Annotated in this window: 23 protein-coding genes and 5 pseudogenes; 13 read left to right on the top strand and 15 right to left on the bottom strand. The window is 71.6% G+C overall.

Features of this window, described 5'->3' with window-relative positions; all coding sequences use genetic code 11:
- Positions 1-50 precede the first annotated feature (50 nt).
- A complete protein-coding gene (gene phoP, locus AC4IHM_RS18365) occupies positions 51-722 on the bottom strand; it encodes a two-component system response regulator PhoP (RefSeq protein ID WP_466113876.1) in 672 nt (223 codons plus the stop codon).
- A gap of 5 nt (positions 723-727) precedes the next feature.
- Positions 728-1999: a two-component system sensor histidine kinase PhoR gene (gene phoR, locus AC4IHM_RS18360; protein WP_490868099.1), complete on the bottom strand. Its 1272-nt coding sequence runs from the start codon at positions 1997-1999 to the stop codon at positions 728-730.
- A gap of 213 nt (positions 2000-2212) precedes the next feature.
- On the opposite strand from phoR, the gene phoU reads away from it, so the two are divergent.
- From phoU to AC4IHM_RS18345, 3 genes are all read left to right on the top strand, one after another.
- Positions 2213-2902 (top strand): phosphate signaling complex protein PhoU, encoded by a 690-nt coding sequence (phoU, locus tag AC4IHM_RS18355; protein ID WP_490868098.1) that lies wholly within the window; start codon positions 2213-2215, stop codon positions 2900-2902.
- 126 nt (positions 2903-3028) lie between these two features.
- Positions 3029-3184 (top strand): hypothetical protein, encoded by a 156-nt coding sequence (locus AC4IHM_RS18350; protein ID WP_490868097.1) that lies wholly within the window; start codon positions 3029-3031, stop codon positions 3182-3184.
- Positions 3185-3291: 107 nt separating this feature from the next.
- Positions 3292-3636, top strand: a complete 345-nt coding sequence (locus AC4IHM_RS18345; protein ID WP_490868096.1) for an SCO4225 family membrane protein — start codon at positions 3292-3294, stop codon at positions 3634-3636.
- Positions 3637-3666: 30 nt separating this feature from the next.
- Here the strand turns inward: AC4IHM_RS18345 and AC4IHM_RS18340 are convergent, their stop codons facing one another.
- The gene (locus tag AC4IHM_RS18340; protein WP_490870861.1) at positions 3667-4203 is read right to left on the bottom strand and encodes a TIGR03086 family metal-binding protein; all 537 of its coding nucleotides are present in this window, start codon (positions 4201-4203) and stop codon (positions 3667-3669) included.
- 157 nt (positions 4204-4360) lie between these two features.
- Between AC4IHM_RS18340 and AC4IHM_RS18335 the strand changes: the two genes are divergently transcribed.
- The 3 genes from AC4IHM_RS18335 (at position 4361) to AC4IHM_RS18325 (ending at position 7330) form a co-directional block, all read left to right on the top strand.
- A complete protein-coding gene (locus tag AC4IHM_RS18335; RefSeq protein ID WP_490868095.1) occupies positions 4361-5197 on the top strand; it encodes an alpha/beta fold hydrolase in 837 nt (278 codons plus the stop codon).
- Between the two features lie 22 nt (positions 5198-5219).
- Positions 5220-5753, top strand: a complete 534-nt coding sequence (locus tag AC4IHM_RS18330) for a TetR/AcrR family transcriptional regulator (protein ID WP_490870860.1) — start codon at positions 5220-5222, stop codon at positions 5751-5753.
- A gap of 62 nt (positions 5754-5815) precedes the next feature.
- Entirely contained in the window at positions 5816-7330 is a 1515-nt protein-coding gene (locus AC4IHM_RS18325; protein WP_490868094.1) for an AAA family ATPase, read from the top strand.
- Positions 7331-7444: 114 nt separating this feature from the next.
- Here AC4IHM_RS18325 and AC4IHM_RS18320 read toward each other — a convergent pair whose 3' ends face one another.
- Both AC4IHM_RS18320 and AC4IHM_RS18315 read right to left on the bottom strand, forming a co-directional pair.
- Positions 7445-7969 carry a DUF6083 domain-containing protein gene (locus AC4IHM_RS18320; protein WP_490868093.1) on the bottom strand — a complete coding sequence of 175 codons (525 nt, stop codon included), beginning with the start codon at positions 7967-7969 and terminating at the stop codon, positions 7445-7447.
- Between the two features lie 174 nt (positions 7970-8143).
- Positions 8144-8942 (bottom strand): annotated as a pseudogene (locus AC4IHM_RS18315) (GntR family transcriptional regulator).
- Positions 8943-9010: 68 nt separating this feature from the next.
- On the opposite strand from AC4IHM_RS18315, the pseudogene AC4IHM_RS18310 reads away from it, so the two are divergent.
- A pseudogene (locus AC4IHM_RS18310) lies at positions 9011-9448 on the top strand (ATP-binding protein).
- 116 nt (positions 9449-9564) lie between these two features.
- Here AC4IHM_RS18310 and AC4IHM_RS18305 read toward each other — a convergent pair.
- From AC4IHM_RS18305 to AC4IHM_RS18295, 3 genes and pseudogenes are all read right to left on the bottom strand, one after another.
- Positions 9565-10987, bottom strand: a pseudogene (locus AC4IHM_RS18305) (ATP-binding protein).
- A 4-nt stretch (positions 10988-10991) separates the two neighbouring features.
- Positions 10992-12100 (bottom strand): annotated as a pseudogene (locus AC4IHM_RS18300) (DUF1152 domain-containing protein).
- A gap of 307 nt (positions 12101-12407) precedes the next feature.
- Positions 12408-12839: an NUDIX hydrolase gene (locus AC4IHM_RS18295; protein WP_490870859.1), complete on the bottom strand. Its 432-nt coding sequence runs from the start codon at positions 12837-12839 to the stop codon at positions 12408-12410.
- 96 nt (positions 12840-12935) lie between these two features.
- On the opposite strand from AC4IHM_RS18295, the pseudogene AC4IHM_RS18290 reads away from it, so the two are divergent.
- Positions 12936-13022 (top strand): annotated as a pseudogene (locus AC4IHM_RS18290) (GntR family transcriptional regulator); the annotation flags it as partial.
- Positions 13023-13065: 43 nt separating this feature from the next.
- Here AC4IHM_RS18290 and AC4IHM_RS18285 read toward each other — a convergent pair.
- Complete coding sequence (locus AC4IHM_RS18285) at positions 13066-13827, bottom strand: phosphoglyceromutase (protein WP_490868092.1); 762 nt, start codon at positions 13825-13827, stop codon at positions 13066-13068.
- A 169-nt stretch (positions 13828-13996) separates the two neighbouring features.
- Here AC4IHM_RS18285 and AC4IHM_RS18280 point away from each other — a divergent pair, with 169 nt between their 5' ends.
- Positions 13997-15316 carry an MDR family MFS transporter gene (locus tag AC4IHM_RS18280; RefSeq protein WP_490868091.1) on the top strand — a complete coding sequence of 440 codons (1320 nt, stop codon included), beginning with the start codon at positions 13997-13999 and terminating at the stop codon, positions 15314-15316.
- Positions 15317-15337: 21 nt separating this feature from the next.
- Here AC4IHM_RS18280 and AC4IHM_RS18275 read toward each other — a convergent pair whose 3' ends face one another.
- Positions 15338-15781 (bottom strand): DUF2000 family protein, encoded by a 444-nt coding sequence (locus AC4IHM_RS18275; protein ID WP_490868090.1) that lies wholly within the window; start codon positions 15779-15781, stop codon positions 15338-15340.
- Positions 15782-15830: 49 nt separating this feature from the next.
- On the opposite strand from AC4IHM_RS18275, the gene AC4IHM_RS18270 reads away from it, so the two are divergent.
- A complete protein-coding gene (locus tag AC4IHM_RS18270; protein ID WP_490868089.1) occupies positions 15831-16646 on the top strand; it encodes an AraC family transcriptional regulator in 816 nt (271 codons plus the stop codon).
- A 6-nt stretch (positions 16647-16652) separates the two neighbouring features.
- Here AC4IHM_RS18270 and AC4IHM_RS18265 read toward each other — a convergent pair whose 3' ends face one another.
- Positions 16653-17153 carry a type III secretion system chaperone family protein gene (locus tag AC4IHM_RS18265; protein WP_490868088.1) on the bottom strand — a complete coding sequence of 167 codons (501 nt, stop codon included), beginning with the start codon at positions 17151-17153 and terminating at the stop codon, positions 16653-16655.
- Positions 17146-18519, bottom strand: coding sequence for a D-inositol-3-phosphate glycosyltransferase (mshA, locus tag AC4IHM_RS18260; protein ID WP_490868087.1), 1374 nt, complete (start codon positions 18517-18519; stop codon positions 17146-17148). The genes AC4IHM_RS18265 and mshA overlap by 8 nt, the downstream gene beginning before the upstream one ends.
- Positions 18520-18886: 367 nt before the next feature.
- Here mshA and AC4IHM_RS18255 point away from each other — a divergent pair, with 367 nt between their 5' ends.
- The 3 genes from AC4IHM_RS18255 to AC4IHM_RS18245 all read left to right on the top strand — a co-directional run bounded on the left by AC4IHM_RS18255 (position 18887) and on the right by AC4IHM_RS18245 (position 22883).
- Positions 18887-19690 carry a class I SAM-dependent methyltransferase gene (locus AC4IHM_RS18255; RefSeq protein ID WP_490868086.1) on the top strand — a complete coding sequence of 268 codons (804 nt, stop codon included), beginning with the start codon at positions 18887-18889 and terminating at the stop codon, positions 19688-19690.
- Between the two features lie 249 nt (positions 19691-19939).
- The gene (locus AC4IHM_RS18250; RefSeq protein WP_490868085.1) at positions 19940-21073 is read left to right on the top strand and encodes a C40 family peptidase; all 1134 of its coding nucleotides are present in this window, start codon (positions 19940-19942) and stop codon (positions 21071-21073) included.
- 271 nt (positions 21074-21344) lie between these two features.
- A complete protein-coding gene (locus AC4IHM_RS18245; protein WP_490868084.1) occupies positions 21345-22883 on the top strand; it encodes a PP2C family protein-serine/threonine phosphatase in 1539 nt (512 codons plus the stop codon).
- 33 nt (positions 22884-22916) lie between these two features.
- Here the strand turns inward: AC4IHM_RS18245 and AC4IHM_RS18240 are convergent, their stop codons facing one another.
- The 3 genes from AC4IHM_RS18240 to AC4IHM_RS18230 all read right to left on the bottom strand — a co-directional run bounded on the left by AC4IHM_RS18240 (position 22917) and on the right by AC4IHM_RS18230 (position 24516).
- A complete protein-coding gene (locus AC4IHM_RS18240) occupies positions 22917-23252 on the bottom strand; it encodes a DUF2516 family protein (RefSeq protein WP_490870858.1) in 336 nt (111 codons plus the stop codon).
- 95 nt (positions 23253-23347) lie between these two features.
- Positions 23348-23962, bottom strand: a complete 615-nt coding sequence (locus AC4IHM_RS18235; protein ID WP_490868083.1) for a hypothetical protein — start codon at positions 23960-23962, stop codon at positions 23348-23350.
- Between the two features lie 80 nt (positions 23963-24042).
- Complete coding sequence (locus AC4IHM_RS18230) at positions 24043-24516, bottom strand: helix-turn-helix domain-containing protein (protein ID WP_490868082.1); 474 nt, start codon at positions 24514-24516, stop codon at positions 24043-24045.
- Between the last annotated feature and the right edge of the window lie 7 nt (positions 24517-24523).

Here is a 24523-nt window from a genome sequence, read left to right as displayed (position 1 = left end):
GGCCTCTCTGCTGGAGAGAGGCCCCGCCCTTCGTCGCGGCTCGCGCCGGCCTACGGCTCGAACTTGTAGCCGAGCCCCCGCACCGTCACCAGGTACCGCGGCGCGCCCGGGTCGGGCTCGATCTTGGCGCGCAGCCGCTTGACGTGGACGTCGAGGGTCTTGGTGTCACCGACGTAGTCGGCGCCCCACACCCGGTCGATCAGCTGCATGCGGGTCAGCACACGGCCGGCGTTGCGCAGCAGCATCTCCAGGAGGTCGAACTCCTTCAGCGGCAGGTCGACCTTGGTGCCGCCCACGGTCACGACGTGCCGGTCGACGTCCATGCGGACGGGGCCGGCCTCCAGCGCGGCGGGGGCGACCTCCTCCGGCTCGCCGCGGCGGCGCAGTACGGCGCGGATGCGGGCGACCAGCTCGCGGGAGGAGAAGGGCTTGGTGACGTAGTCGTCGGCTCCTATCTCCAGTCCGACGACCTTGTCGATCTCGCTGTCCTTCGCGGTCACCATGATCACGGGGACGTTCGAGCGGCCGCGCAACTGGCGGCACACCTCGGTGCCCGGCAGGCCGGGCAGCATCAGGTCGAGAAGCACGAGGTCGGCGCCGTTGCGCTCGAACTCGTCGAGTCCGTCGGGGCCGGTGGTCGCGACGGCGACCTCGAAGCCCTCCTTGCGGAGCATGTACGACAGGGCGTCGGAGAAGGACTCCTCGTCCTCGACGACGAGCACACGGGTCACGGAAGGACCTCCGGGGCGGGAAGCGATTCATACGGGGATGTCTGGGGGGACATGGGGGGCCGCCCGGTCTCGACAGTGAGCCCGGCGCGGTCGGAGCGCCGCGGTGCGCGGTCGCGGGACGGGCCCGACTCCGGCAGTCGCAGGGTGAATGTGGAGCCCTGGCCTTCGGCACTCCACACCGTGACCTCCCCGCCGTGCGAGGCGACCACGTGCTTGACGATCGCGAGACCCAGACCGGTGCCTCCGGTGGCCCGTGAGCGGGCCGGGTCCACGCGGTAGAAGCGCTCGAAGACGCGCTCCTTGTCCTTCTCCGAGATGCCGATGCCCTGGTCGGTCACGGCGACCTCGACCAGGTCGCCGCCGGGGGCGCCGACCCGGCGGGCCGCTATGCCGACGCGGGTGCGGGCGGGCGAGTAGTTGACGGCGTTCTCGACGAGGTTGCCGAGGGCGGCGGCGAGCTGGCCCCGGTTGCCTCGTACGTACAGATCCGCCGTGCCTCCGGCGGCCATGGTGATCTGCTTGGTGCCGGCGGCGTGCCGGCAGCGGTCGATGGCCTCGGCGACCAGCTCGTCCACGCGGACGGGCTCGGCGTCGTCGAGCGGGTCGTCGTTCTGGACCCGGGACAGGTCGATGAGTTCCTGTACGAGATTGGTGAGCCGGGTCGCCTCGATCTGCATCCGCCCGGCGAACCGCTCCACGGCCTCCGGGTCGTCCGCGGCGTCCATGACGGCCTCGGAGAGCAGGGAGAGCGCGCCGACCGGGGTCTTCAGCTCATGGCTCACATTGGCGACGAAGTCGCGCCGTACGGCCTCGATGCGGCGGGCCTCGGTGAGGTCCTCGACCAGCAGCAGCACCAGCCGCGACCCGAGGGGCGCGACGCGCGCGGAGACCGCGAGGGCCTCGCCCCGCCCGGTGCCGCGCCGCGGCAGATCCAGTTCGACCTGCCTTATCTCGCCGTCCCTGCGGGTGTCCCGGGCCATCTGGAGCATGGGGTCGACGGCGAGCCTGCCGCCCCGGACCAGGCCGAGGGCGTACGCCGCCGAGCTGGCCTTGACCACCGCGTCGCCCTCGTCGAGGACGACCGCGGAGGACCGGAGCACCGACAGGACCGTGTCCACGCCGGGCGGGAGCACCGGGTCGGTGTGCAGGGAGGTGCGGGTGGGGCGCTTCTGGTCGCGCTCGCTCCAGCGGAACGCCAGCATGGCGATGACGCCGGTGAGCACTCCGGCGATCGCAGCCACTGCGGCGATCGCCGCGTTCACGTCCATGCGTCCAGGTTAGGCATGCCGAACGGTCCCACCCCAGCCATCGGGGTGCGACCTCGAACACTCGTCGCCCAGAGTTCACCTTGGAGCCAGTGACGGTTCACTTGTGGTGCCGGAAACGGACGCGTACAGGCCGGAACGTGTAAGCGTGGGGGCACGGCGAGGGGTGCGTGCCGGTGCGAGCCCCCTACTACGGACGTATGAGAGGGAATCCTGATGCGGGACGCGTACCACGAGGAACTGGATTCGATCGGTGACGGTCTGGTCGAGATGGCCCGGCTGGTCGGGTCGGCGATCGGGCGCGCCACGACCGCGATCCTCGACTCCGACCTGAAGCTGGCCGAGGCGGTCATCGAGGCCGACCAGAAGGTCGACGAACTCCAGCACGACCTGGAGGCACGGGCGATAGCCCTGCTGGCCCGGCAGCAGCCGGTGGCGACGGACCTGCGGATCGTCGTCACCTCGCTGCGGATGTCCGCCGACCTGGAGCGCTCGGGCGACCTGGCCCAGCACGTGGCCAAGCTGGCCCGGCTGCGCTACCCGGAGCGCGCGGTGCCGCACGACCTGCACGCGACCATCCTGGAGATGGGCCAGCTCGCGCAGCGCCTGATGGCGAAGGCGGCCGAGGTGATCATCACCAAGGACGTTGACCTGGCGCTCCAGCTGGAGCAGGACGACGACGACATGGACCTGCTCCACCGCACGCTCTTCCAGCACCTGATGGACGACCGCTGGAAGCACGGCATCGAGACGGCCGTGGACGTCACCCTCCTCGGCCGCTACTACGAGCGCTACGCCGACCACGCCGTCGCGGTCGCCAAGCGGGTGGTCTACCTGGTCACCGGCGAGCACGCGGACGCCCTCCAGGCGGACATCCAGCCGGCGACGCAGGTCGAGGGGGCCTGACCCCGGCGGGGCGGGCCCGCGGAACCGGCAGAGCGGGGGCGCGCGCGGGCGCCTCAGTGCGCCGTTGATGCGACCACGGCGCCGGGCGTCCAATGGGCACAGGCACCCCAGCCATCAGGAGGAACCATGGCCGATTCCCCCGGTACCACGCCCGATCCCGCGCAGGAACGCCCCACCGAGCAGCCCGTCGAGATCCGCAGCCTGCCGCTGATCGCAGCGTGCGGCTGCGGCTCCGGCTGCGGCTGCGGCTGTCAGTCGGGCAACCCCTGCCAGTGCGGCTGACACACATCTCCGTAGGACGCCGTCCCGGCCTGAGTACGGGTACTCAGGCCGGGACGGCGTGCCCCGTCCGACCCTGGAGACAGGACGACGACCCACGGGGAGATCCGATGAAGACCGGCACGATACGCACCTTCGCCCGAGTGACCTTCGCCAACCGCGCCTCGGCGGTCTACCTCGCCGTGGTAGGCGGCGCGATGACCGTCGCCGCGCTGGAACCGCTCTTCGCGACCAACCCGGACGCGTCCCTGATCTGGGTCTGGCCGGCCCTGTTCACCTTCCCGGCCTTCGGCTTCGTGGCCTGGCTCGGTGAGGCGACGTGGGGCGGCGACGCCCCGGCGTGGTTCTTCATCGGCGGCATCGTGCTCGCGGCCCTGGTCCAGTCCGCGGCGCTGGGGGCGGCGTGGCGGACCCTGCGCGGGCAGCGCGGGCGGCGGCTGACGACGGCGGGCTGAGCCGCGGTGGCGCCGGCACGGGCCCGGTGCTCACGCCTTCCGGTCCGCCCGGCGGCCCAGGTAGTGGAGCAGGGCGGCGGGTTCGTCCGCGCCGGGCTCCGACTCGACCGCCGGGCCGAAGGCGAATCCGCGCACCGGCTCCACCACGGCCTCCGCCACCGGGCGCAGCTTCCGGGCCAGCGAGGGCGTCAGGGGCGAGGGCTGTCCCGTGGCGACGGCGATGTCCCAGGCGTGGATCGCGAGGTCGAGCGCGGCGACGCCCACCGCCGGCTCGGCCTTCAGCTGGAACGGCGGGATCGGCACCGGCACCGCGTCGGCGGCGGCGACGGTCCCGAAGGCGGCGGTGGAGTCGGCCGGCGCGGCTTCCACCAGGTCGCCGGGTGCGCCGTCGAGCGCCGCGGGCGGTGAGAACGGGTCGATCGACGGCCCAGGCCCCCCGGTGATCTTCGAGGAATAGGCGGCCTGGTCCGCGAGGGCGTGCCGGAGCACCTGGGTCACGTCCCACTTCCCGCAGGGGGTCGGCAGGTGCCAGCCGTCCGCGGGGACCGACGCGACGACGGTCCGTATCGCGAGGCCAACCAGGAATGTGGCGTTCCGTCCCGGCTTCCGCCGAACACCAGAAGGATCCGCCGAACACCGGAAGGATCCGCATTGACAGCCCAGGCTAATGACCCTAGCTTGTAGCTAACACAGTTAGCCGAAGTTGGGGAAACCGGAGGCCGTCATGCCCGAGTACCTGTCCGTGGACGGCGGCACACTCGCCTACGAGGTGTCCGGGTCCGGTCCGCTCATCGTGCTCGCGCACGGCATGGGCGACAGCCGCGCCGCGTACCGTGCCGTGATCCCGCGGCTCGTGGCGGCCGGCCACCGGGTCGCCGCGGTCGACCTGCGCGGCTGCGGCGAGTCCAGCACCGACTGGCCGGCCTGGGACCGCACCGCCGTCGCCGGCGACCTGCTCGCCCTGATCCGCCACCTGGGCGGCCCGGCCGTCCTGGTCGGCCACTCGGTCTCGGGCGGCGCCGCCACCATCGCCGCGGCCCGGGAACCGTCGTTGATCAGCGCGGTCGTGGAGCTGGCGCCGTTCACCCGCAAGCAGTCGGTACGGCTCGGCGACCTGCGGGTGAAGCGGTTCCGGCAGGGCATGCTGCGACTGCTCGGCGCGGGCGTGTTCGGCAGCCGGCGCCTGTGGCGCTCCTACCTCGGCCTGGCCTACCCCGGCGTCAGACCGGCCGACTGGACCGAGCGGCTCGACCTCATCGACTCCCGGCTGCGCGAGCCGGGCCGGATGAAGGCCATGCGGGCCATGGGCCGCAGCGCCCCGACCGACGCGGGCGCGCAGCTCGGCAACGTCCGCCGCCCGGTCCTGGTCGTGATGGGCACGCTCGACCCCGACTGGGCCGACCCGCACGCCGAGGGGTCCGCGGTCGTGGACGCGCTCGCGCCCGGCCTCGGCCGCCTCGAGACGATCGAGGGCGCGGGCCACTACCCGCACGACCAGTTCCCCGACCGGGTGGTCTCGCTCGTGCTCGACTTCCTCCGCTCGGACGCCGTACGTGCCTAGGGCCGGCCTGGACCGGGCCGCCGTGGTCGCGGCCGGTGCCGCCCTCGCCGACGAGGTGGGCCTCGCCAACCTGACGATGGGCGCACTGGCCGCGCGGGTGGGCGTACGCACCCCGTCCCTGTACAAGCACGTGGCCGGCCAGGAGGACCTGAACCGGCGCATCGCCGCCCTGGCACTGGCGGAGGCGGCCGACGCCGTGGGCGACGCGGTCCGCGGCTACGCCGGCCGCGACGCCCTCGCCGCCGCGGCCCGCGCCTTCCGCGGCTACGTCCTGGAGCACCCCGGCCGGTACGCCGCGACGATCGGCCTGGAACCGACCGGCCCGGACGACCCGCTGGCCACGGCGGGCCAACGGCTCCTCGACTCCCTCACCACGGTCCTGCACGGCTACGCCGTCGAGGAACCCGACCTCGACCACGCCCTACGCCTCCTGCGCAGCCTCTGGCACGGCTTCGCCACCCTCCAGGCGGCCAACGCCTTCCAGTGGAGCGCCGACATCGACGAGAGCTTCGAGTGGCTGATCGACTTCGTGGACCGGGGGTTGCGGGCGGGTTGAGGATGCCCTTGAGGCCTCCTTAGGAATACACTCCTTAGGGATGTACTCCTAAGGACAGGTAGATGCCACGTAGCGAACGTCCGGACAAGCCGTCCCACGTCTTCGATCGCGGTGCCGAGTGGCAGGGCCTTTCGGCCTTCGTGGACCGGCCCGTGCCGCATGCCATGCTCGGCATCGTCAGCGGCAGGCGGCGCATGGGAAAGACGTACCTGCTGCGGGCTCTGGTCGAGCGACACGGGGGCTTCTACTTCGGGGCCACGGCGGGGACGCGGACGGAGTCGCTGCGCCAGTTCGCCGCGGCCCTCGCCGAGCACGTCGGATCCCCGGTGCCGTTCTCGTTCGCCACCTGGGACGACGCGATCTCGTACCTGTTCGGGCTCGCCGCGCCCGAGCGCGGGGAAGCACCGCTGCTCGTGGTCGTCGACGAGTTTCCGTACCTGGCGAAGACCGCACCTGAGCTGCCTTCGCTGATCCAGCGGGAGATCGACCGATTCCAGGTCGAGGAGAGCCGGATGCGGCTGCTCCTGTGCGGGTCGGCGATGTCCGTGATGGGCGGACTCCTCGCGAGCACCGCGCCGTTGCGGGGGCGTGCCCAGCTCGAACTCGTCGTGCGCCCCTTCGGATACCGGGCGGCCGCCGACTTCTGGGGGGTGGCCGACAGTCCTGCCCTCGCCGCGCGGCTCCACTCCGTGGTCGGCGGCACACCGGCGTACCGGCGGCAGTTCCTGGCCGACGACGTTCCGGGCAGCCCGGAGGAGTTCGACGACTGGCTCTGTCGTACGGTCCTGTCCCCCTTCAGCCCTCTGTTCCGGGAGGCCAGGTACCTCCTCGCCGAGGAGGCGGACATCCGGGACACCGCGCTGTATCACTCGGTCCTCGCCGCGGTGGCTCAGGGCAACACCACGAGGGGTGGGATCGCGGGGTACATCGGCCGTAAGTCGGTGGACATCTCGCACCCCCTCAACGTGCTGGAGGACAGCCACCTGTTGGTGCGGGAAGCGGACATCTTCCGGGCCGGGAAGTCGCGGTACCGCATCACCGAGCCCCTGATCAATTTCTACGAGTCCGTGATGCGGCCTTCCTGGGCCCGACTGGAGGCCGGCCAGGCCCCGGACGTGTGGGCACAGTCGGCGGAGCGCTTCGCGGCCCAGGTCGCGGGGCCGCACTTCGAGACGATGTGCCGGGAGTACGTCCTCGGGCCGGGGCGGTCGCTGCTCGGCCCCGCTTTGGGCCAGGTCGGCGGCGGCGTGGTGACCGACCAGGCCGCACGGAGGCAGATCGAGATCGATGTCGCCGTGGCCGAACCCGGGTCCGGTGGCAGGAGGCCGACGGTGCACCTGCTCGGCGAGGCGAAGTGGGGCACGGTCATGGGGATGAGCCACCTGGAGCGGCTCGTCCGGGCGCGAGAACTCCTCGCCGGACGCGCCATGGACACCACCCGGTGCGCGCTCGCCTGCTTCAGCGCCGCGGGCTTCAGCGACGCGCTGCGCGCCGAGGCGGAACGCGGTGACGACCGCGTGCTGCTCATCGGCCTCGACGAACTCTACGGCCGGGCGGCACCTGCTTCACGCTTCTGACAACCGGGAGTTCCGGTGAGCGACGGCTTCCGCCACGTAGCCGAAGATGTCGTGTCCGTGAGCCTGCGAAGCTCCGCCTTGCCTGTCCGGGGGGGGCGACCCGGAGACTCGAACTCACGGCTGTTGGTGCCGGCCGCCGATGTCGGGCAGCAAGTGCCCCTTGCCGGGCGGCCCCTCCGCCCGCTTCCCCGCACAGAGCATCTGGTGAGCCGGTATCACGAAGTCTCCGGGCAGCGGATCGATGCCGCGGACTCGCACGGCCACGACATCGACGACCACAGGCGACCGAGGTGTCCGAACCTTGACAAGTCGCCACCGGAAGCGCTCGGGCACGGCCTTGGCCGGCATTTCTGCCGTCGCCAGGCTGACCCAACGGTCGTAAACCGTTGGATAGACACGGATGTCGGCGTCGCACAGGGCACAGGTCCGCGGCCCGATGAACGCCACGTCGTCGGGATCCGGCTCCGGCCGGGGTGACGCTGTGGCGCCCTCGTCCTGTGCCATCTCGTTGGCGAGTTCGTTCCAGCACGGATCGCAGAGTTCGGCTATGAGATCGATGCGCCCTCGACTGCGGACAGTCGAGCCGGGTTTTCCACAGCGCTGACACGAGCGCTCGACACGGTCATCCGTCGCCCCCATACATATGAGTGTGAGCGAATCCGAGCAAACGGCAGTAGGTCGCAAATCGGCCTTAATAGCAGGTCAATCCCGCATCACAAGCCTTTGCCCTTCACTGCCCGCCGGTGAACCGCGACCTTTCCCACCACTCACCCCAACTCCCATTTCGGTGCCGGCCGCCCCCCGCCGAGGGCGTCAGTCGGGACTCGGCGCATCGCCCGCGGAAGTCCTCGGGCCCGCGTCGAAGTCGTACTCCAGGACGTACGAGGCGGCGTCCAGTGTCATCTCGTTGACCTCGACCGGGCGTCCGCCGTCCGTGAAGGCGGTGCGGCAGACGAGGATGACCGGAGTGCCCGCGGACATGCTCAACTGCGCCGCCTCGTCCTTCGATGGCATGCGTGAACGGACCTCCTCGCGGAAGTGCACCGGCTCGTGGCCGAGTTCGGCGAGTCTGGCGTACACACCGCCCGGTCCGGTGTCCTCCCTGGTGACCGCGGATCCGGCCACCAGGGGCAGGGGGGAGATAACTCGTCGCGAGAAGAACCGGCTTGCCGTCCAGGACGAAACGCCGACGCCTGACGCATGCCGTCCCGTCGCCGGGCAGGTCCAGGACCGCGCGGACGCGGTCGGGCACCGCCTCCTCGGACACGGTGACCCGGTCGACCTCGAGTGCGCGGTTCCCGACGTCCGCCGACCAGATGGAACGGCCGTTGCCCCACTGGTCGCGGGCCAGCCGGTCGATACCCCGACGCCGAATCGGCCGGAACGCCCGAACGAACACTCCGGCCCCCTTGCGGGCCTCGGCAACACCTTCGTCCCGGAGGACGCCCAGGGCCTGGCGGGCTGTCATACGGGCCACACCGTGCGTGGCCATGAGGTCGTTCTCTCCCGGAAGCCGATCACCGGGACCGTATGCGCCCGACTGGATCGCCTCACGCAGGAAGTCCGCGATCCGCTGGTACTTGGGCCGACGGTCGTCGCCGGTAGTAGCCATTCCGGAACCCTCCTCGCATCTCTAGACACCTTAGGCCACGCGGTAGCAGCAGCGGGGAGGGAGCGCGGATGACCTTCGTAATCGACCGACACCCCTGTGAGGACTCGCCGAGGCTCGGGGCGATGGCCTTACAGCCGACCCCCGAGTCCGTCCCCCGAGCCCGGCGCTGGTTCCGGAAGTTCATCGCCCCGTACGACCCGGCCTGCTCGATCGACGACTGCGTACTGATGATCTCCGTGCTGATCACGAACGCCATCCGCTACGGCAAGTCGGAGGAACCGTGGCTCGTTCGGGTCGAGTGGTTCCGCGAGGAAACCTCACTCCGCGTCGACGTGCACAACCCCGGCTTCCCCGCGAACGTACGACTACGACACCCCGACGCCGACGACGCCCACGGACGCGGCCTGCTCCTCGTCGACTCCATCGCCGCCTCCTGACACTCCGGCCCCAGCCACCTCGGCGGCACCGTCGTCACATTCGTCATGTCTGACGCCTGGCCCTCCTGAGAGACCTGAGCAGGGTCGGCCACCCCGGTTCGGCCGCGCGCCGGACCGCTTACCCGTGCGCCGGCCAGGACACAGATGAGACACGAACGCGGTCACCGCGGGAACCGCGAGGTGCGTCACGGCCAGGCGGTGATGAGGTCGTCGGGTGTGAGAGTGAGGCCGCCGTCGGCCGTGCTCCCGCTGCGGGCGACGGCGAGCAGGGGGGTGGAGTCATCGGCGCCGGGCAGTTGTGAGCGATGGGTGACGAGGCGGGCGAGGTCGCGGTTGTCGAAGGGCTTGTTCTCCAGCCACTTGATCGATCCGACAAGGGTGATCTTCTTGGCGATGGGGGAGCGGTCAGCGCCGACGAGGTCGATTTCCGGGTCGTTGGTACGGGTCCAGTAGCCGCCGATCGCATTGGTGCCCTCGGGCAGCCGGTCGTCGGTCAGGCGCCACAGGGCCTCGCGGATCACGGGTTCGACAGCGCGGCCCCGCCAGGAACGTCCAACTGGCGCGGATCGATTCGAGTACACGGTCTCCACGCCCCCGCTCGATCATGGGGATGCCTGGCCCGATGAAGGAGAGCCAGAAGCGCAGGTACGGGTCGGCGACGCGGTAGCGGCTCTCACGGCTCGGCCTGGTGGACAGCGGAAGATCGGCCGCCACCATGCGTCGGCCGGTGAGGAGTTGCAGGGACCGTTTCACGGAGCCCGGGTTGAGGTCGCCCGCTGCCCGGCCGATGAGGGTGAAGGTGCGTTCCCCGTGTCCGATGGCGCTCAGCACGGTGCGGGCCTGTGCCTCGGCGGGGAACTCGGCGGCCAGGGTGCGCTCGCCGCTGACGAGGAGAGCGGATGTCGGACGAGCCAGTGCCTGTTCCAGGTAGTCCCCGGGGGTGGCACCCGGAGGCCATTCTTCGAGGATGAGCGGGAGGCCGCCGGAGACCAGGAAAGCGTCGAACGCCTCAGCCGGCGGGAGGCCGAGCATGGCGCCGACCTCGGCCGGATTGAGCGGAGGTACGACCATCTCGGTGCCGCGCTGGTAGAAGGGGCGGCCGTAGGTGTTCAGCCGCTCCATCATCGCGATGTCCGAGCCGATGAGGACGAGTAGTACGGGGAGCTTGGACAAGGTCCGGTCGAAGGCCTTCTGCAACGCGCCCTCGAACGCGGGGTCCTCGCGTACGAGATAGGGCATCTCGTCGAGCACGACGACGCTGGGCGTGTCCCGAGGCAGGACACCGGCGAGCAGACCAAAGGCCGCGTCCCAGGTCTGCGGGGTGGCGAAATCCGCGATCCGGTCGGCGTCCGGGAGCGTGGAGGCGGCGAGTTCGGCGGCGAAGCCCGCAAGCTCCCCGGCCTTGGAACCGCCGACCGCGGTGAAGAAGACATGGGGAAGCCCGCTGCGTTCCAGGAACTCTTCCACGAGCCGGGATTTCCCGACGCGCCGCCGTCCACGGATCAGCACGGCGCGACCGGGCCGCCCACCGCGTCCACCGGTCCGTACGGGCACCAGCAGGTCGTCCAGAAGACCAAGCTCCGCACGACGCCCAACGAATCCGTTCACGGGCTCACCTCGCCGATCGTTCACCATTCGGTGAACAGTTTACTTGCATGAATGAAAGTTTCGCAAGCGCAATTCTTCCCGCCTGTGCAACGCGCCACAGAGGCGCCTCGTACCGTTCCGGCCGTCCAGTGATGAGCAGTCGCCGCAGCTCCTCGCGTTGCACGCCGCCGAGGTGCAGGGCCTCGGTGAGGCGGCGGAACGTCGTGTGGGTGACTCCGCGAGTGCGGGCTTCGGTCTCGAACCGGTTCAGGTGCGTACGGATCGCGGGCGGGTCCAGACTCTTCGGCTGCTGCTCCTTGAGCGAGAGCGCCTTGTCGCGCTCGTGGTCGATCTCCGAGTGGCCGCAGATCTCGCGGCTGCGTGCCTCGGCCTCGGCCAGGTCGGTGGTTGCCATGAGGGCTTGGGCCAACCGGTTGCGGCGCAGGGCGTCGTCCAGGGCGACCTCGTGCACCGTCGGGGTCTCGTCCGTGAGCGGTACGGGGAGCCCCGCGTCCCGGATCTCGCATGTGCCCCGTACGCCTCGGGCCGCCGCCACGAGGATTCCGGTCGCCTCGGACGGGTGCCACTCCAGGACCGTGCCGACGGTGGCCGTGTCCTTCGCGGTGAAAGTGTGGACGACGGGGCCCAGCACGGTGGCCATGTCCCCCGGCGGGAGTTCGCCGTCCGCACCCGGACCCGCCACGAGCAGCCGTACGGGCACGCTCAGCCGACAGCACGCGGCCAGTGCCAGGGCGTCGCCAGTGGGCTCTTCAGGGTCGGCTCGTTGCCCCGGGCGAGGATGTCACCGCCCACGTCCAGGAGATCGATCGACGCGGGCTCCAAGTGGTCCACGAGGGATTCGAGCTGGCGGGTGAGGCCGGTCGCTCCCCGGTGGGGGTCGAGCAGTGCGATGGTCTCCGGGAGTTCCGCTGCCAGTCTGGGGAGTGTGGAGCCCGCCGGTTCGATCGGGCGGGACCGCGCCGAAACTGACCGGACGGTCGGGGTGAGGTGTTCCAGGCCGGTGAAGTCGGCGGGGCGCCGCGGGCCCGGCAGCGGGTCGATCAGGAGGCGGTCCCAGGCGTACGTGAGGATCACCGCCCGGTCCCTCTCGCCGTAGAGGGCGGTGTGCAGCATTGCGGCGGCGACTGCGTCGCCCCCTCCTCCGGCTGCGACGATCAACCGCGTCATGCGACCAGACTCCGAAGATTGCCGAGTGGCCAGTCACCCTCTAGTGGCCAACGGCCATAGCCACTTGGGCAAGGAGGAGGGGACGTGCCTCAGATCGAGGAGGCTCAGCCGAAGTACCTTCAGATCGCGCCGAGATCGCGAGGGCCAGGTGGAAGTTGCCGGATGTCTGACCGCTGGCCGTGTCCCGGGTCCAGCGGTGGGCCCTGCTGGTCTCCTCCGGAACCCTGGGCAACTGAGCCCCCGGACCCGGGCGTTATTCATATGCGGCGGGTTCGGGCTGGACGAGTTTCACGCCGTCGTGGGCGCGGACGGCCGGTGGGGACGCCGTGTCGAGTGCGTCGAGGACGCGGATCGCGTATGCCTCGTCGGTGAGTTCGGTGACTTCTTCGCGGGTGGCCCAGCGCAGGGCGCGGGTCTCGTCACCAGTGGTGGGCACACCGTCGGCGGCTTCACAGCGGAAGACCAGCGAGACGATCAGGCCCGTCATGTTCTTGTAGACGCCGGTCAGGGTCGCGGGAAGCACGATCTCGATGCCGGTCTCTTCGAGGACTTCACGCTGAAGGGCCTCGGGAATGGTCTCCCCGCGTTCCAGGACTCCGCCCGGGGGCTCCCAGTGGCCGTTGTCGCGGCGCTCGATCAGCAGGGCCCTGCCCCGGTAATCGACGACGACTCCGGCGACGCTCACGGAGTGCGGGCGTACTGTGCTCACGTTCCTCGGCCCTCCCGGCCGGCCAGGCACGGCGGCTCGCCTCCGGCCGGTTCGCCCGGCGTCCGCCGGTAGCTGCTCGACGGTCGGCCGGTCGAGTTCGCCACGTCGTACCTCCCGCTCGACACCGCCCGCGGTACACAGATCATGCGTGCAAGCCCCCCACTTGCGAGAAACCGCAGGCAGGGGGCTTGACGAGTACCGTCTACTTCTTCTTGCCCTGGTTCTTGACCGCCTCGATCGCCGCCGCTGCCGCGTCCGGGTCGAGGTATGTGCCGTGCGGGTTCAGAGGCTTGAACTCGGCGTCCAGTTCGTAGGAGAGCGGGATGCCGGTCGGGATGTTCAGGCCCGCGATGTCGGCGTCGGAGATGCCGTCGAGGTGCTTGACCAGGGCGCGGAGCGAGTTGCCGTGGGCGGCGACCAGGACCGTGCGGCCGGTGAGGAGGTCGGGGACGATGCTGTCGAACCAGTACGGCAGCATGCGGGCGACGACATCCTTGAGGCACTCCGTCTGCGGGCGCAGCTCCGGCGGGAGCGTCGCGTAACGGGCGTCGGAGAACTGGGAGTACTCGGCGTCGCGGTCCAGCGGCGGCGGCGGGGTGTCGTAGGAGCGGCGCCACAGCATGAACTGCTCCTCGCCGAACTCCGCGAGGGTCTGCGCCTTGTCCTTGCCCTGGAGGGCGCCGTAGTGGCGCTCGTTCAGGCGCCAGTGGCGGTGGACCGGGATCCAGTGGCGGTCGGCGGCCTCCAGCGCGAGCTGGGCCGTGCGGATCGCGCGCTTCTGGACGGACGTGTGCACCACGTCGGGCAGCAGACCGGCGTCCTTGAGCAGCTCGCCGCCGCGCGTCGCCTCCTTCTCGCCCTTCGGGGTGAGGTTGACGTCCACCCAGCCGGTGAACAGGTTCTTCTCGTTCCACTCGCTCTCGCCGTGGCGGAGGAGGATCAGCTTGTACGGTGCGTCGGCCATGGCTCCGAGCGTAATCCAAGCCCTTGATCCCCCGCGCGGTGCGCCCGATGGCCGGACGGTTGACGGGAAGTGTTAATTGGCTGGCTCCGCCGCTCGGCGCTTTCGTAAGTTGTGCCTGCCGCACCGGCCGCTTACATCGGCGGCCCGCATCCATCCGCACGGGGGTCCCATGTCTGTCGCCGGTCTGAGACGCGCCGCACGCGAGACCGTCTCCGGGCTCCCTCGCGAGTTCTGGTGGCTGTGGACCAGCACGCTGGTCAACCGGCTCGGCGCGTTCGTCGCCACCTTCATGGCGCTGTACCTGACCATCGACCGCGGCTACTCCGCCTCGTACGCCGGTCTGGTCGCCGCCCTGCACGGGCTCGGCGGCGTCATCTCCTCGCTGGGCGCCGGCGTGATGACCGACCGGTTCGGGCGGCGGCCCACGCTGCTCGTCGGGCAGACCTCCACCGCGCTGTCCGTCGCGCTGCTCGGCTTCATGCGGGACCCGGTCGCCATCGCGGCCGTCGCGTTCCTGGTCGGCATGGCGAGCAACGCCTCCCGGCCGGCCGTGCAGGCGATGATGGCGGACATCGTGCGGCCCGAGGACCGTATCCGCGCCTTCTCGCTCAACTACTGGGCCATCAACCTCGGTTTCGCGATCTCCTCCATGGCGGCCGGGTTCATCGCGGAGTACAGCTACCTCGCCGGGTTCCTGCTGGAGGCCGGCATGACCCTGATCTGCGCCGTCCTCGTCTTCGTCAAGCTGCCCGAGTCCCGGCCGGAGCGCAGGGACACCACCGGCGGCCCCGGCAAGGACCCGGCCGTCTCCCTCGGGACCGTGCTGCGCGACGGGCGCTACATGAGCGTCGTCGGGCTGTCCTTCCTCGTCGCCGTGATCTTCCAACAGGGGTATCTGGGACTGCCGGTGGCCATGGGCGAGGCCGGGTTCACGCCCGCGGACTTCGGTCTGGCGATCGCCGTCAACGGCTTCCTGATCGTCGTCCTGCAGATCCCCGTCACCCGGTTCATCGAGCACCGCGATCCGCGGCTGCTGCTCGTCGCCTCGTCCCTGCTGGCCGGGTACGGCTTCGGACTCACCGCCCTCGCCGGGTCGGTCGGCGTCTTCGCCCTCACCGTGTGCGTGTGGACGCTGGCCGAGATCGTCAACGCGCCGACCCAGACCGGGCTCGTCGTACGCCTCTCCCCCGTGCACGGGCGCGGACGCTACCAGGGCATGTACACCATGTCCTGGGCGGTCGCCGCCCTCGTCGCCCCGCTGATGTCCGGCTTCGTCATCGATCACTACGGTTCCGAGTGGCTGTGGGGCATCTGCGCGGTCGTCGGCACGGTGGCGGCGGTGGGGTACTGGGCGCTGATGCGGGGGCTGCCGGAGGACGAGACGACGGTCCTCCCCAAGAAGCCCGGGGAGCCCCGGGAGCCCACGCAGGCCCAGGACCCCGAGGCTCCCCGGACCGCCTCCCCGAAGTCCGAGATCGGCACCCCCTGAACGACCGCCGCCCGCGGCCCCTCACGGATGCATCCGCGCCCCCTTCAACACCTTGTCCACCGCGTTCCTCGGCCCGTACACCGCCAGGCCCACCAGGTCCAGGTCCGCCGTGGACACGGCCCGTACCGCCGCCCGGTTGTCGCGGTCGTTGCCCGTGGCGAAGAGGTCGGACGTGAACAGCGCGCGGGGCAGGGCCCGCGACAGCGCCCGCCCGTGGGCCCTGGCCAGCGTCTCCTTCGTGCCCTCGAAGACCAGCACCGGCTGGCGGAACATCGACAGGTAGCCGACCGCGTCCGCGTCCTCGTACGGCTCCCCGATCACCTCGGGGAACTGGGTGCCCAGGCCGCTGACCAGGAAGGCGGTGACATTGAGGCGCTGCCAGGTCTCCAGGTCCTCGCGCAGCAGGACGGCGATCTTGGTGTCGAAGCGGACAGGGGCGTCGGGGGCTGCGTCGTGCGTGCTCATACGGTGAGACTGCCGAGCCGCACCCCGCCCGGTCTTGTACGTTTTTTGCATGGCCGGCCGGCGGAACCAGGAGCGGAGCGTCTCCGCATGGCGACCCCGCGTCCCGGGCGTCGTCGAGGTCTTCCACGCCCACTACACGCGGTACGCCTATCCGATGCACGTCCATGACGCGTGGACGCTGCTCATCGTCGACGACGGCGCCGTACGGTACGACCTGGACCGGCACGAGCACGGCACCCCGCACGACACCGTGTCGCTGCTGCCGCCGCACGTGCCGCACAACGGCTCCCCCGCCACCCCGGACGGCTTCCGCAAGCGCGTCCTGTACCTGGACGCCTCCCGGCTGGGCGACGACCTGATCGGCCCCGCCGTCGACGGCCCCGACCTGCGCGATCCGGTGCTGCGGCGGCGGGTCGGGCAGCTGCACGCCGCGCTCGCGCTGCCCGGCGACGAGCTGGAGGCGGAGAGCCGGCTGAGCCTGATCGGCGAGCGGTTGCACGCCCATCTGCGTCCCAGGCTCGACACGGGCGGCACCCGCCGGGACCCCGTCCTCGCCCGCCGGCTGCGCGAACTGCTCGACGAGCGGGTGGTCCGGGGCATCGGCCTGGAGGAGGCGGCCGCGCTGGTGCCCGCCCATCCGGCCCACCTGGTACGGGCGTTCAGCGGCGCCTACGGCATCGCACCGCACCAGTACCTGATGTCCCGCCGGGTGGACCGGGCCCGGCGGCTGCTGCTGGCGGGACGCGCCCCGGCGGACGTGGCGACCGCCACCGGCTTCTACGACCAGGCCCATCTGACCCGGCACTTCAAGCGGCTGGTGGGCGTCACGCCCGGCCGCTACCGGTCCGGCGGCGCGGGAGACTGAGGCGCGTCAGTCCCCGGAGCGTTCGATCAGGTGCCGGAACGCCTCCAGGTTCCGCGTGGACTCCCCGCGCGAGGTCCGCCACTCGTGCTCCTTGCGGATGGCGGACGCGAAGCCCAGCTCCAGCAGGGTGTTGAAGGCTCCGTCGGTGGCCTCGAAGACCTGGCCGAGGATGCGGTCGATCTCGTCGGCGGTGACGGCGGCCAGGGGCAGCTTGGCGGTGACGTAGATGTCGCCGAGGCGGTCGACGGCGTACCCGACGCCGTAGAGCTTGAGGTTGCGCTCAAGGAGCCAGCGGTGGACGGCCGGTTCGTTCTCGTCGGGGTGGCGGACGACGAAGGCGTTGAGGGAGAGGGAGTGCCGGCCGAGCAGGAGTGAGACCGTCGTCGACAGCTTGCGGGTGCCGGGGAGCTTCACGACGTAGTTGCCGGGCTCGGGGCTCTCCCACTCCAGCCCGGCGTCCTTGAGGGCGCCTTCGAGGACCGCTGCCGTCTTGTGTGCCTCAGCCATGGTGGGAGCGTACGCGACGGCGGTGGGCCTGGATCGCGGCCGTGTAGACGTCGGCCGTGGCGGCGGCCGCGCAGTCCCAGCCGAAGGACTGGGCGTGCCGGGCGGCGGCGTCGCCCATCCGGGGCGTCAGTTCCGGGTTGTCGGCGAAATCGCGCAGCACGCGCGCGTACGCGGCGGGATCGTGGCCCTGGACGAGGCGGCCGGTGTGTCCGTCGCGCACGGCGACCGGGAGGCCGCCGACCGCGGCGGCGAGTACCGGCGTACCGGCGGCCTGGGCCTCTATGGCGACCAGCCCGAAGGACTCGCTGTAGGACGGCATGACCAGCACGGACGCGGCCCGGAACCAGTCGGCGAGCTGGTCCTGCCCGACGGGCGGGCGGAAGCGTACGACATCGGCGATGCCGAGCCGCGCGGCGAGTTTCTGCAGGCCCTCCGGCTTGGCGAGGCCGCTGCCGCTGGGGCCGCCGACGACGGGGACGAGGATGCGGGAGCGCAGCTCGGGGCGTTCGTCGAGCAGCACGGCGACCGCGCGCAGCAGCACGTCGGGGGCCTTGAGGGGCTGTATGCGGCCGGCGAACAGCGGGATCAGCGCGTCCTGCGGCAGGCCGAGGCGGGCCCGCGCGGCGGCGCGGGCGGACGTGTTGTCCCCGGGGGCCGGTTCGGAGCCCTTGGGGAAGGGGCGGAACCGGTCGAGGTTCACGCCGGGATGGACGACGGCGACCTTGGCCGGGTCGGCGGCGTAGTACCGGACCAGTTCGTCGGCCTCCTCGGCGGTGTTGGCGATCAGCCGGTCGGCGGCGGCGACGATCTGCGTCTCGCCGATGACGCGCGCGGCCGGTTCGGGGGTGTCGCCGTCGGCCAGGTTGGCGTTCTTGACCTTGGCCATGGTGTGCATGGCGTGCACGAGGGGGGCGCCCCAGCGCTGGGCAGCGAGCCAGCCGACGTGGCCGGAGAGCCAGTAGTGGGAGTGGACGAGGTCGTAGTAGCCGGGGCGGTGCCCGGCCCAGGCCTGCATGACGCCGTGCGTGAAGGCGCACAGCTGGGCCGGCAGCTCCTCCTTGGCCAGCCCCTCGTAGGGGCCGGCGTCCACGTGGCGGACCAGGACGCCGGGCGTCAGCTCGACGACGGGCGGGAGCGCCGCGGTGGTCGCGCGCGTGAAGATCTCGACCTCGATGTTGATCGCGGCGAGGCGCTGCGCGAGTTCGACGATGTAGACGTTCATGCCGCCTGCGTCGCCGGTGCCGGGCTGGTGGAGCGGCGAGGTGTGCACGGAGAGCATGGCGACGCGTCGGGGCCTGCGCAGCAGCCGGAGCCGCTGGGAGGCCGCCGGTGAGCGACGCCCGAGCCTGCTCACGTACTGGCTCACGGGCCGTCCCTCCTAGCTGCGGGCATGCCGGTCCGAGGACGCTTCCCCGCCCTCCAAGGAGTGCGAACACGGATACGGGCTGCTCCATTTCCGGTTTCCCGACCTTTGCCGAATCATTACCGCAGGTCGATCAACCGTTCGAGGTCCGGCTGCGTGCCGCTTGCGGTCGGGACTCCGGCCCCGGCCGGCTCCCCCGCGCCCGCTCCGGGGGCTCAGTGCCCCCAGACCGAGCGGGCCGTCCGCACGGGTCCGCGAGCACGGGGGCCCAGGTCAGCGGGCCCACGGCGCAGAGCGCCAGGCGGTAGGGCCGACGGCGTCGGCCGGCGGGACGCGGGTGGGCGCGGGCGCGCCGCATACCCTCGTACGCATGCCATCCACCCGCCCCGTCGGCACGGTCACGCGCGGGACGACGAACCCGAACCGCCTGCGCCGCATGGACCGCTGGATCGCGGCCACGCACGGGGCCGAACTGCGTCGCGCCGCCGATCCCGTCGCCGTCGACCTCGGCTACGGCGCGGCCCCCTGGACGGCCGTCGAGCTGCTGCACCGCCTGCGCACGGTCGCGCCGCACGCGCGCGTGGTGGGCGTCGAGATCGACCCGGCACGGGTGGCGGCGGCCGAGCCGTACGCGCGCCCGGGGCTCGCCTTCCGGCACGGCGGCTTCGAGGTCCCCGTCCCCCGGCCCCCGGTGCTGATCCGCGCGGCGAACGTGCTGCGCCAGTACGACGAGACGGAGGTCGCCGCCGTCTGGCAGCGGCTGTGCGCGCGGCTCGCGCCGGCGTCGGAGCACTCCCGCGGCGGACTCCTGGTCGAGGGGACCTGCGACGAGATCGGGCGCCGGCACGTATGGGTGGCGCTCGGGCCCGAGGGACCGCGCACGGTCACCTTCGCGACCCGGCTCGGCTCCCTGGAGCGCCCCTCCGACCTGGCGGAACGCCTGCCGAAGGCGCTCATCCACCGCAATGTCCCCGGCGAGCCGGTGCACGCCTTCCTGCGCGACTTCGACCGCGCCTGGGCCGCCGCCGCGCCGTACGCCTCCTACGGCGCACGCCAGCGCTGGCTGCGGACCGTGCGGGACCTGACGGCCGACTGGCCGGTGACGGACGGTCCGGCACGCTGGCGCCAGGGCGAAGTGACGGTGCGGTGGGGGGCGTTGGCGCCCCGCACATGAGGCGGCACCACCTGGCGCCACCTGGCGCCACCTGGGTGCTGCCCGGCGGTGCTCGGCGGCCGGGTGCCGCCGGGAACGATCTAGGTGCGGCGTTCGTCACACAGTGGGGGAATCGTCTTGCCGCGCGGCAGAAGGGAGGAAGCCGGAGGGAAGCGCAGGGAAGCGCAACCTCTGTCGCTTTCCGCGCCGACATGGCACGATCCCCCCGGACGAGCCATGTTACTGACGGTTAATCAGCTTGGGGGCGGTATGCGTACGCGGAAGCACGGCCTGACGACCGCTGCCGTGACCGTGGTCTGCGCGGTCACCGTGCTCGCGGCACCCGGCACGGCGTTCGCGGACCCGGGACCCACGCCGTCACCGGGCGCGCCCAGCGCCTCCCCCGCCCCGGCCGCCCCGGACACCACCGCCGGCAAGGACCTCGAAGCCGTACGCAAGAAGCTCGACAAGCTCTACCGCGCGGCGGCCTCGGCCACCGACGAGTACAACGCCGCCGAGGAGAAGGCGGACCGGCAGTCCGCCGAGATCGTCGACCTGGCGAAGAAGATCGTCAAGGGCCGGGCGAGGCTGGACGAGCTGAAGGACCGCGCGGGCGCCGCGGCCCGCTCCCAGTACCGCACCGGCGGCCTGCCCGACGAGGCCAGGCTGATGCTGAGCGACGACCCCGAGGGCTTCCTCGACAGCACCGGCCGGGTGATCCAGGGGCAGCGCGCGACCAAGGGCCTGCTCGGCGAGATGACGCGCACCCAGAAGAACCTGAAGGCCTACGCGGCGGACGCCTCGGCCCGGTTCAGGAAGCTGGAGGCGAACCGCAAGGCCAAGGCCGCCGCCCAGAAGAAGATCGAGAAGCAGATCGCGGCGGCCGAGAAGCTGGAGTCCGAGCTGGAGCGGGAGGAGAAGGAGCGCCTCGCCCAACTGGAGCGGGAGGCTCAGGCCAGGGCCCAGACCGCCTGGCTCGACTCCGGCGTCGTCAAGGACCTCGACACCAAGGCGACCGAGCGGGGCAGGAAGGCCGTCGAGTACGCCACCGCCCAGATCGGCAAGCCGTACCAGTGGGGCGCCGAGGGCCCGGCGTCCTACGACTGCTCCGGCCTGACCTCACAGGCCTGGGTGTCGGCGGGGCAGCCGATCCCGCGCACCTCGCAGGAGCAGTGGAGGCAGCTCAGGCACGTCGACATCGAGGACATGCGCCCCGGCGACCTGATCATCTACTTCGACGACGCCAGCCATGTCGGCATGTACGTCGGGGACGGCTCCGTCGTGCACGCCCCGCGCCCGGGGCGCCCGATCACCATCGCGGGGGCGGGCTCGATGCCGATCCTCGGCGTGGTCCGGCCGGACACGGCGCCTGCGACGGACACGGCGACGCCGACGCCGGAGTGACGCGGGGCACGCTCTCCGCACCGGGAACGTGAAACGGGCCACGTGACCCAGTCCACGCCCGGTTCCCCGCCCCGCGTGACGTTCGTCATCCCCGGCCCCCCGCCGACCTGTCCAACTGCGGTGGATAACTCGGCATATGACAGTGGCGGATGGCCGCTCGACGTGTTCTTGACCATTCCCCAGCGGCGCCGTCACCCGCTATGGTCCCCGTCGGTGGGTCGAGGTCCCTCGCCCCGCCGTGCCCTCGGGGGGAGGGAAGGAAACCAGGACCATGCCCGTACCCGTACCGCGGCAGAGGGCGATCCCGGCCGCCGAGTGCGGTCAGGCGCCCGCCGCGTCCCCGGACGGCGGCCCTCCCGAGGAGCAGGCCCCGCCCGGGACGAACCCGGCCGAAATCCCCGCCGCCCGGCAAGAGAACACCACGGAGAAGCGCGAGAAGCCCACGGACCCGACCACGGACAAGAGCACGGGCACCGGCACCGGCACCGGCACCGGCACGCACCCGGACCCCGGCGCGGAGCGCCGCGAGAGCGCCGTACCCACCAACCTGACGCTGCTGCTGATCGAGGACGATCCCGGCGGCTCGCCGATCGTGCCCGACCTGCTCGACCAGGCCGGCAAGCCGATCCGCGTCCGCACCGCCCGCAACCTCACCGAGGCCGAGCGGCTGCTGACCGACGACGTCCACTGCATCCTGCTGGACCTCGCCCTGTCGGCCCCCGCAGCCCCGGTCCGCACGAACGCCGGGTCCAACGGCAGCGGCGGCGAGCGGGACGACGAACTCGCGGTGCTCAGGCACGTACTGGAACTGGCGCCCCGGCACGCCGTGCTCGCCCTCACCTCATCGAGCGACGCCGAGCGCGGCGCGGAGGCCGTGGCGGTCGGCGCCCAGGACTATCTGTTCCGCGACGAGCTGGACGGCCGCCTGCTGAGCCGGGCCATCCGCTACGCCGTCGAGCGCAAGCGGTCCGACTCGGCGGAGCGGCGGCTGGCCGAGGGCCGGCTGCGGGCACAGGAGAACGCGCGCCTGGAGCGCGGCCTGCTGCCGACCCCGCTCCTGGAGGGCTCCACGCTGCGCTTCGCCGCCCGCTACCGTCCGGGCCGCTCGCGCGCCCTGCTCGGCGGCGACTTCTACGACGTGGTGCGCACCCCGGACGGCACCGTGCACGCCATGATCGGCGATGTCTGCGGGCACGGCCCGGACGAGGCGGCGCTCGGCGTGGAACTGCGGATCGCCTGGCGGGCGCTGACCCTGGCGGGGCTCTGCGGCGACGAATTGCTCGGCACGCTCCAGCAGGTGCTGGAGCACGAGCGCTCGGACGACGAGATCTTCGCGACCCTGTGCGCCGTGGACATATCCCCGGACGGCCGCCACGCCGGCCTGTGCCTGGCCGGGCACCCGGCTCCCCTGCTGGTCGGACCGGGCACGCCCGCACGACTGCTGCCGTACGACGACAACGGCCCGGCGCTGGGAATGCTGCCGGGCGCCCGCTGGCCGCACACGGAGGTGGAGCTGGGGGCCGAGTGGAGCCTGATGCTCTACACCGACGGCCTGATCGAGGGCCGTATCGGCCGGGGCCGGGAACGGCTCGGCCAGGACGGCATGGTGGAGATGGTCCGCCGTCAGCTCTCCGAAGGGCTGCGCGGGGAGGAACTGCTGCGGGCGGCCGTCAGCGAGGTCCGCGAACTCAACGGCGGCGAACTGGCCGACGACGTGGCGGTGGTCCTACTGGACCGTCTGGACCGGACGGACCTGCCGACGACAGGCCCGACGACGACGGGACGGACGACGACGAGACGGACGGCCTGAGCCGCGCCGGTGCGCACCGGCGCGGCGGCCGGCTCAGCGTCCGCCGTTGTACGGACCGTAGGGGCCGTCGCTGCTGGAGCCGCGGCGGCTGCTGCGACCGCCGCCCGGCAGACCGCGCAGCGCGGGCCGTACGTCGACCATGTACACAATCGTCGCGATGAGCCCGATGATCGGCAGGAACGACAGGATGTTGAAGATCAGGTTCACCACGAAGGCGAGCCCGAGGACGATCAGCCAGAACGGTTTGCTCTTCTTGTCGGCCGCGCGGTAAGCGTCCTCGCGGCGCGTGGCGGCGTCGATCAAAGCGAAGCCGCTGAAAACGATCAGGGCGATGCTCAGCAGCCACATGAAGCCTGCGAACCCCTGCATCAGCACAACGTCCACCACCAGACTCGGGTCGTCCTTACGCGGTCACCGTACCCGGAGAACGGTCCGGGCATCCCAAGGGTGCCCGGACCGTCCGGTTACTTGGCGGTGGGCGGCGTGGTCTTCTTGGCGGTGGCGTTCTTCTTGGCCGGAGCCTTGCGCGCGGCGGAGGTCTTCTTCGCCGCGGCGGGCTTCTCCTCGGTGGCCTCGACCGGCTCGGGGCCGGTGGTCCGGGGCTTGGCCGGCTCGACGGCGACGGCGAGTTCCTCGACATCCCCGGCGATGTCCTCGATGCCGTCGGCGGCCTGGCCGCGCCAGGTGCGCACCGCGTGCTCGCCGCGCTCGGCGACCTTCTCGTAGGTCTCCCGGGCCTTGACGGCGTACTCGGCGGCCACGCCGACCGAGCGCAGCGCGAGGTCCTGGGCGGTCTCGCCGAGCTTCTTGAAGTCGGCGTCGAGGGAGCCGAAGAGTTCGTTGGCCTTGGTCTGGAGGGTGCCCTGCGTCTCCTTGACGCGGGCGGTCGCCTTCTCCTGGACGGCCTTCGGGTCGGTGTTGCGGACGGCCTCGATGCGGGCCGGGGCCTCCGCACGCAGCTGCTCCACCAGCACCGGCACCTTCTTGGCCTGCTGGAAGGCCAGGTCGGCGGTGCCGGCGGCGAAGTAGAGCGGGGTGGGGTCGCTGAAGGTCTTGCGCAGGTCGTCGGTGATGGCCATGGTGATGGTCCTCCGGAATTGCTTTCGTATGAGGGTTTTGTGGTGGTCCCGCGTCCGGCCGACCGGCCGCCGCCTCGCGCTCACCCGGCCGTCTGCCGCGGGCCGGCGTCACTGCCGCCGCTGGTACGGGGTCGGCGCTCGGGTATGTCGGGCACGGGCATCTCGGGCACGGAGGCGTCGTCCGCCGGTCTGTCCCCGTCGGCGCCGAATCCGTTCTCCTTGCGGAAGGACTCGTAGATCTGGAGCAGCACCTGTTTCTGCCGCTCGTGCAGCGAGGGGTCGGCGAGGATGACCGCACGCGTCTCCACGTCCTCCCGGTCCCGCTCGGCGTCGAGGATCCCGGCGCGGACGTACAGCGTCTCGGCGGAGATGCGCAGCGCCTTGGCGACCTGCTGGAGCACCTCGGCGCTCGGCTTGCGCAGCCCGCGCTCGATCTGACTCAGGTACGGATTGGACACCCCCGCGGCATCGGCGAGCTGCCGCAAGGACAACTGCGCGTTGCGCCGCTGCTCGCGCAGATACTCCCCGAGATTGCCGACATTGAGCGAGGCCATGCCTCCA

The organism is Streptomyces sp. SL06 (genome assembly GCF_058244745.1).
The sequence above is the reverse complement of the archived record's forward strand: the minus strand, read 5'-3'. Positions and strand labels throughout refer to the sequence as shown.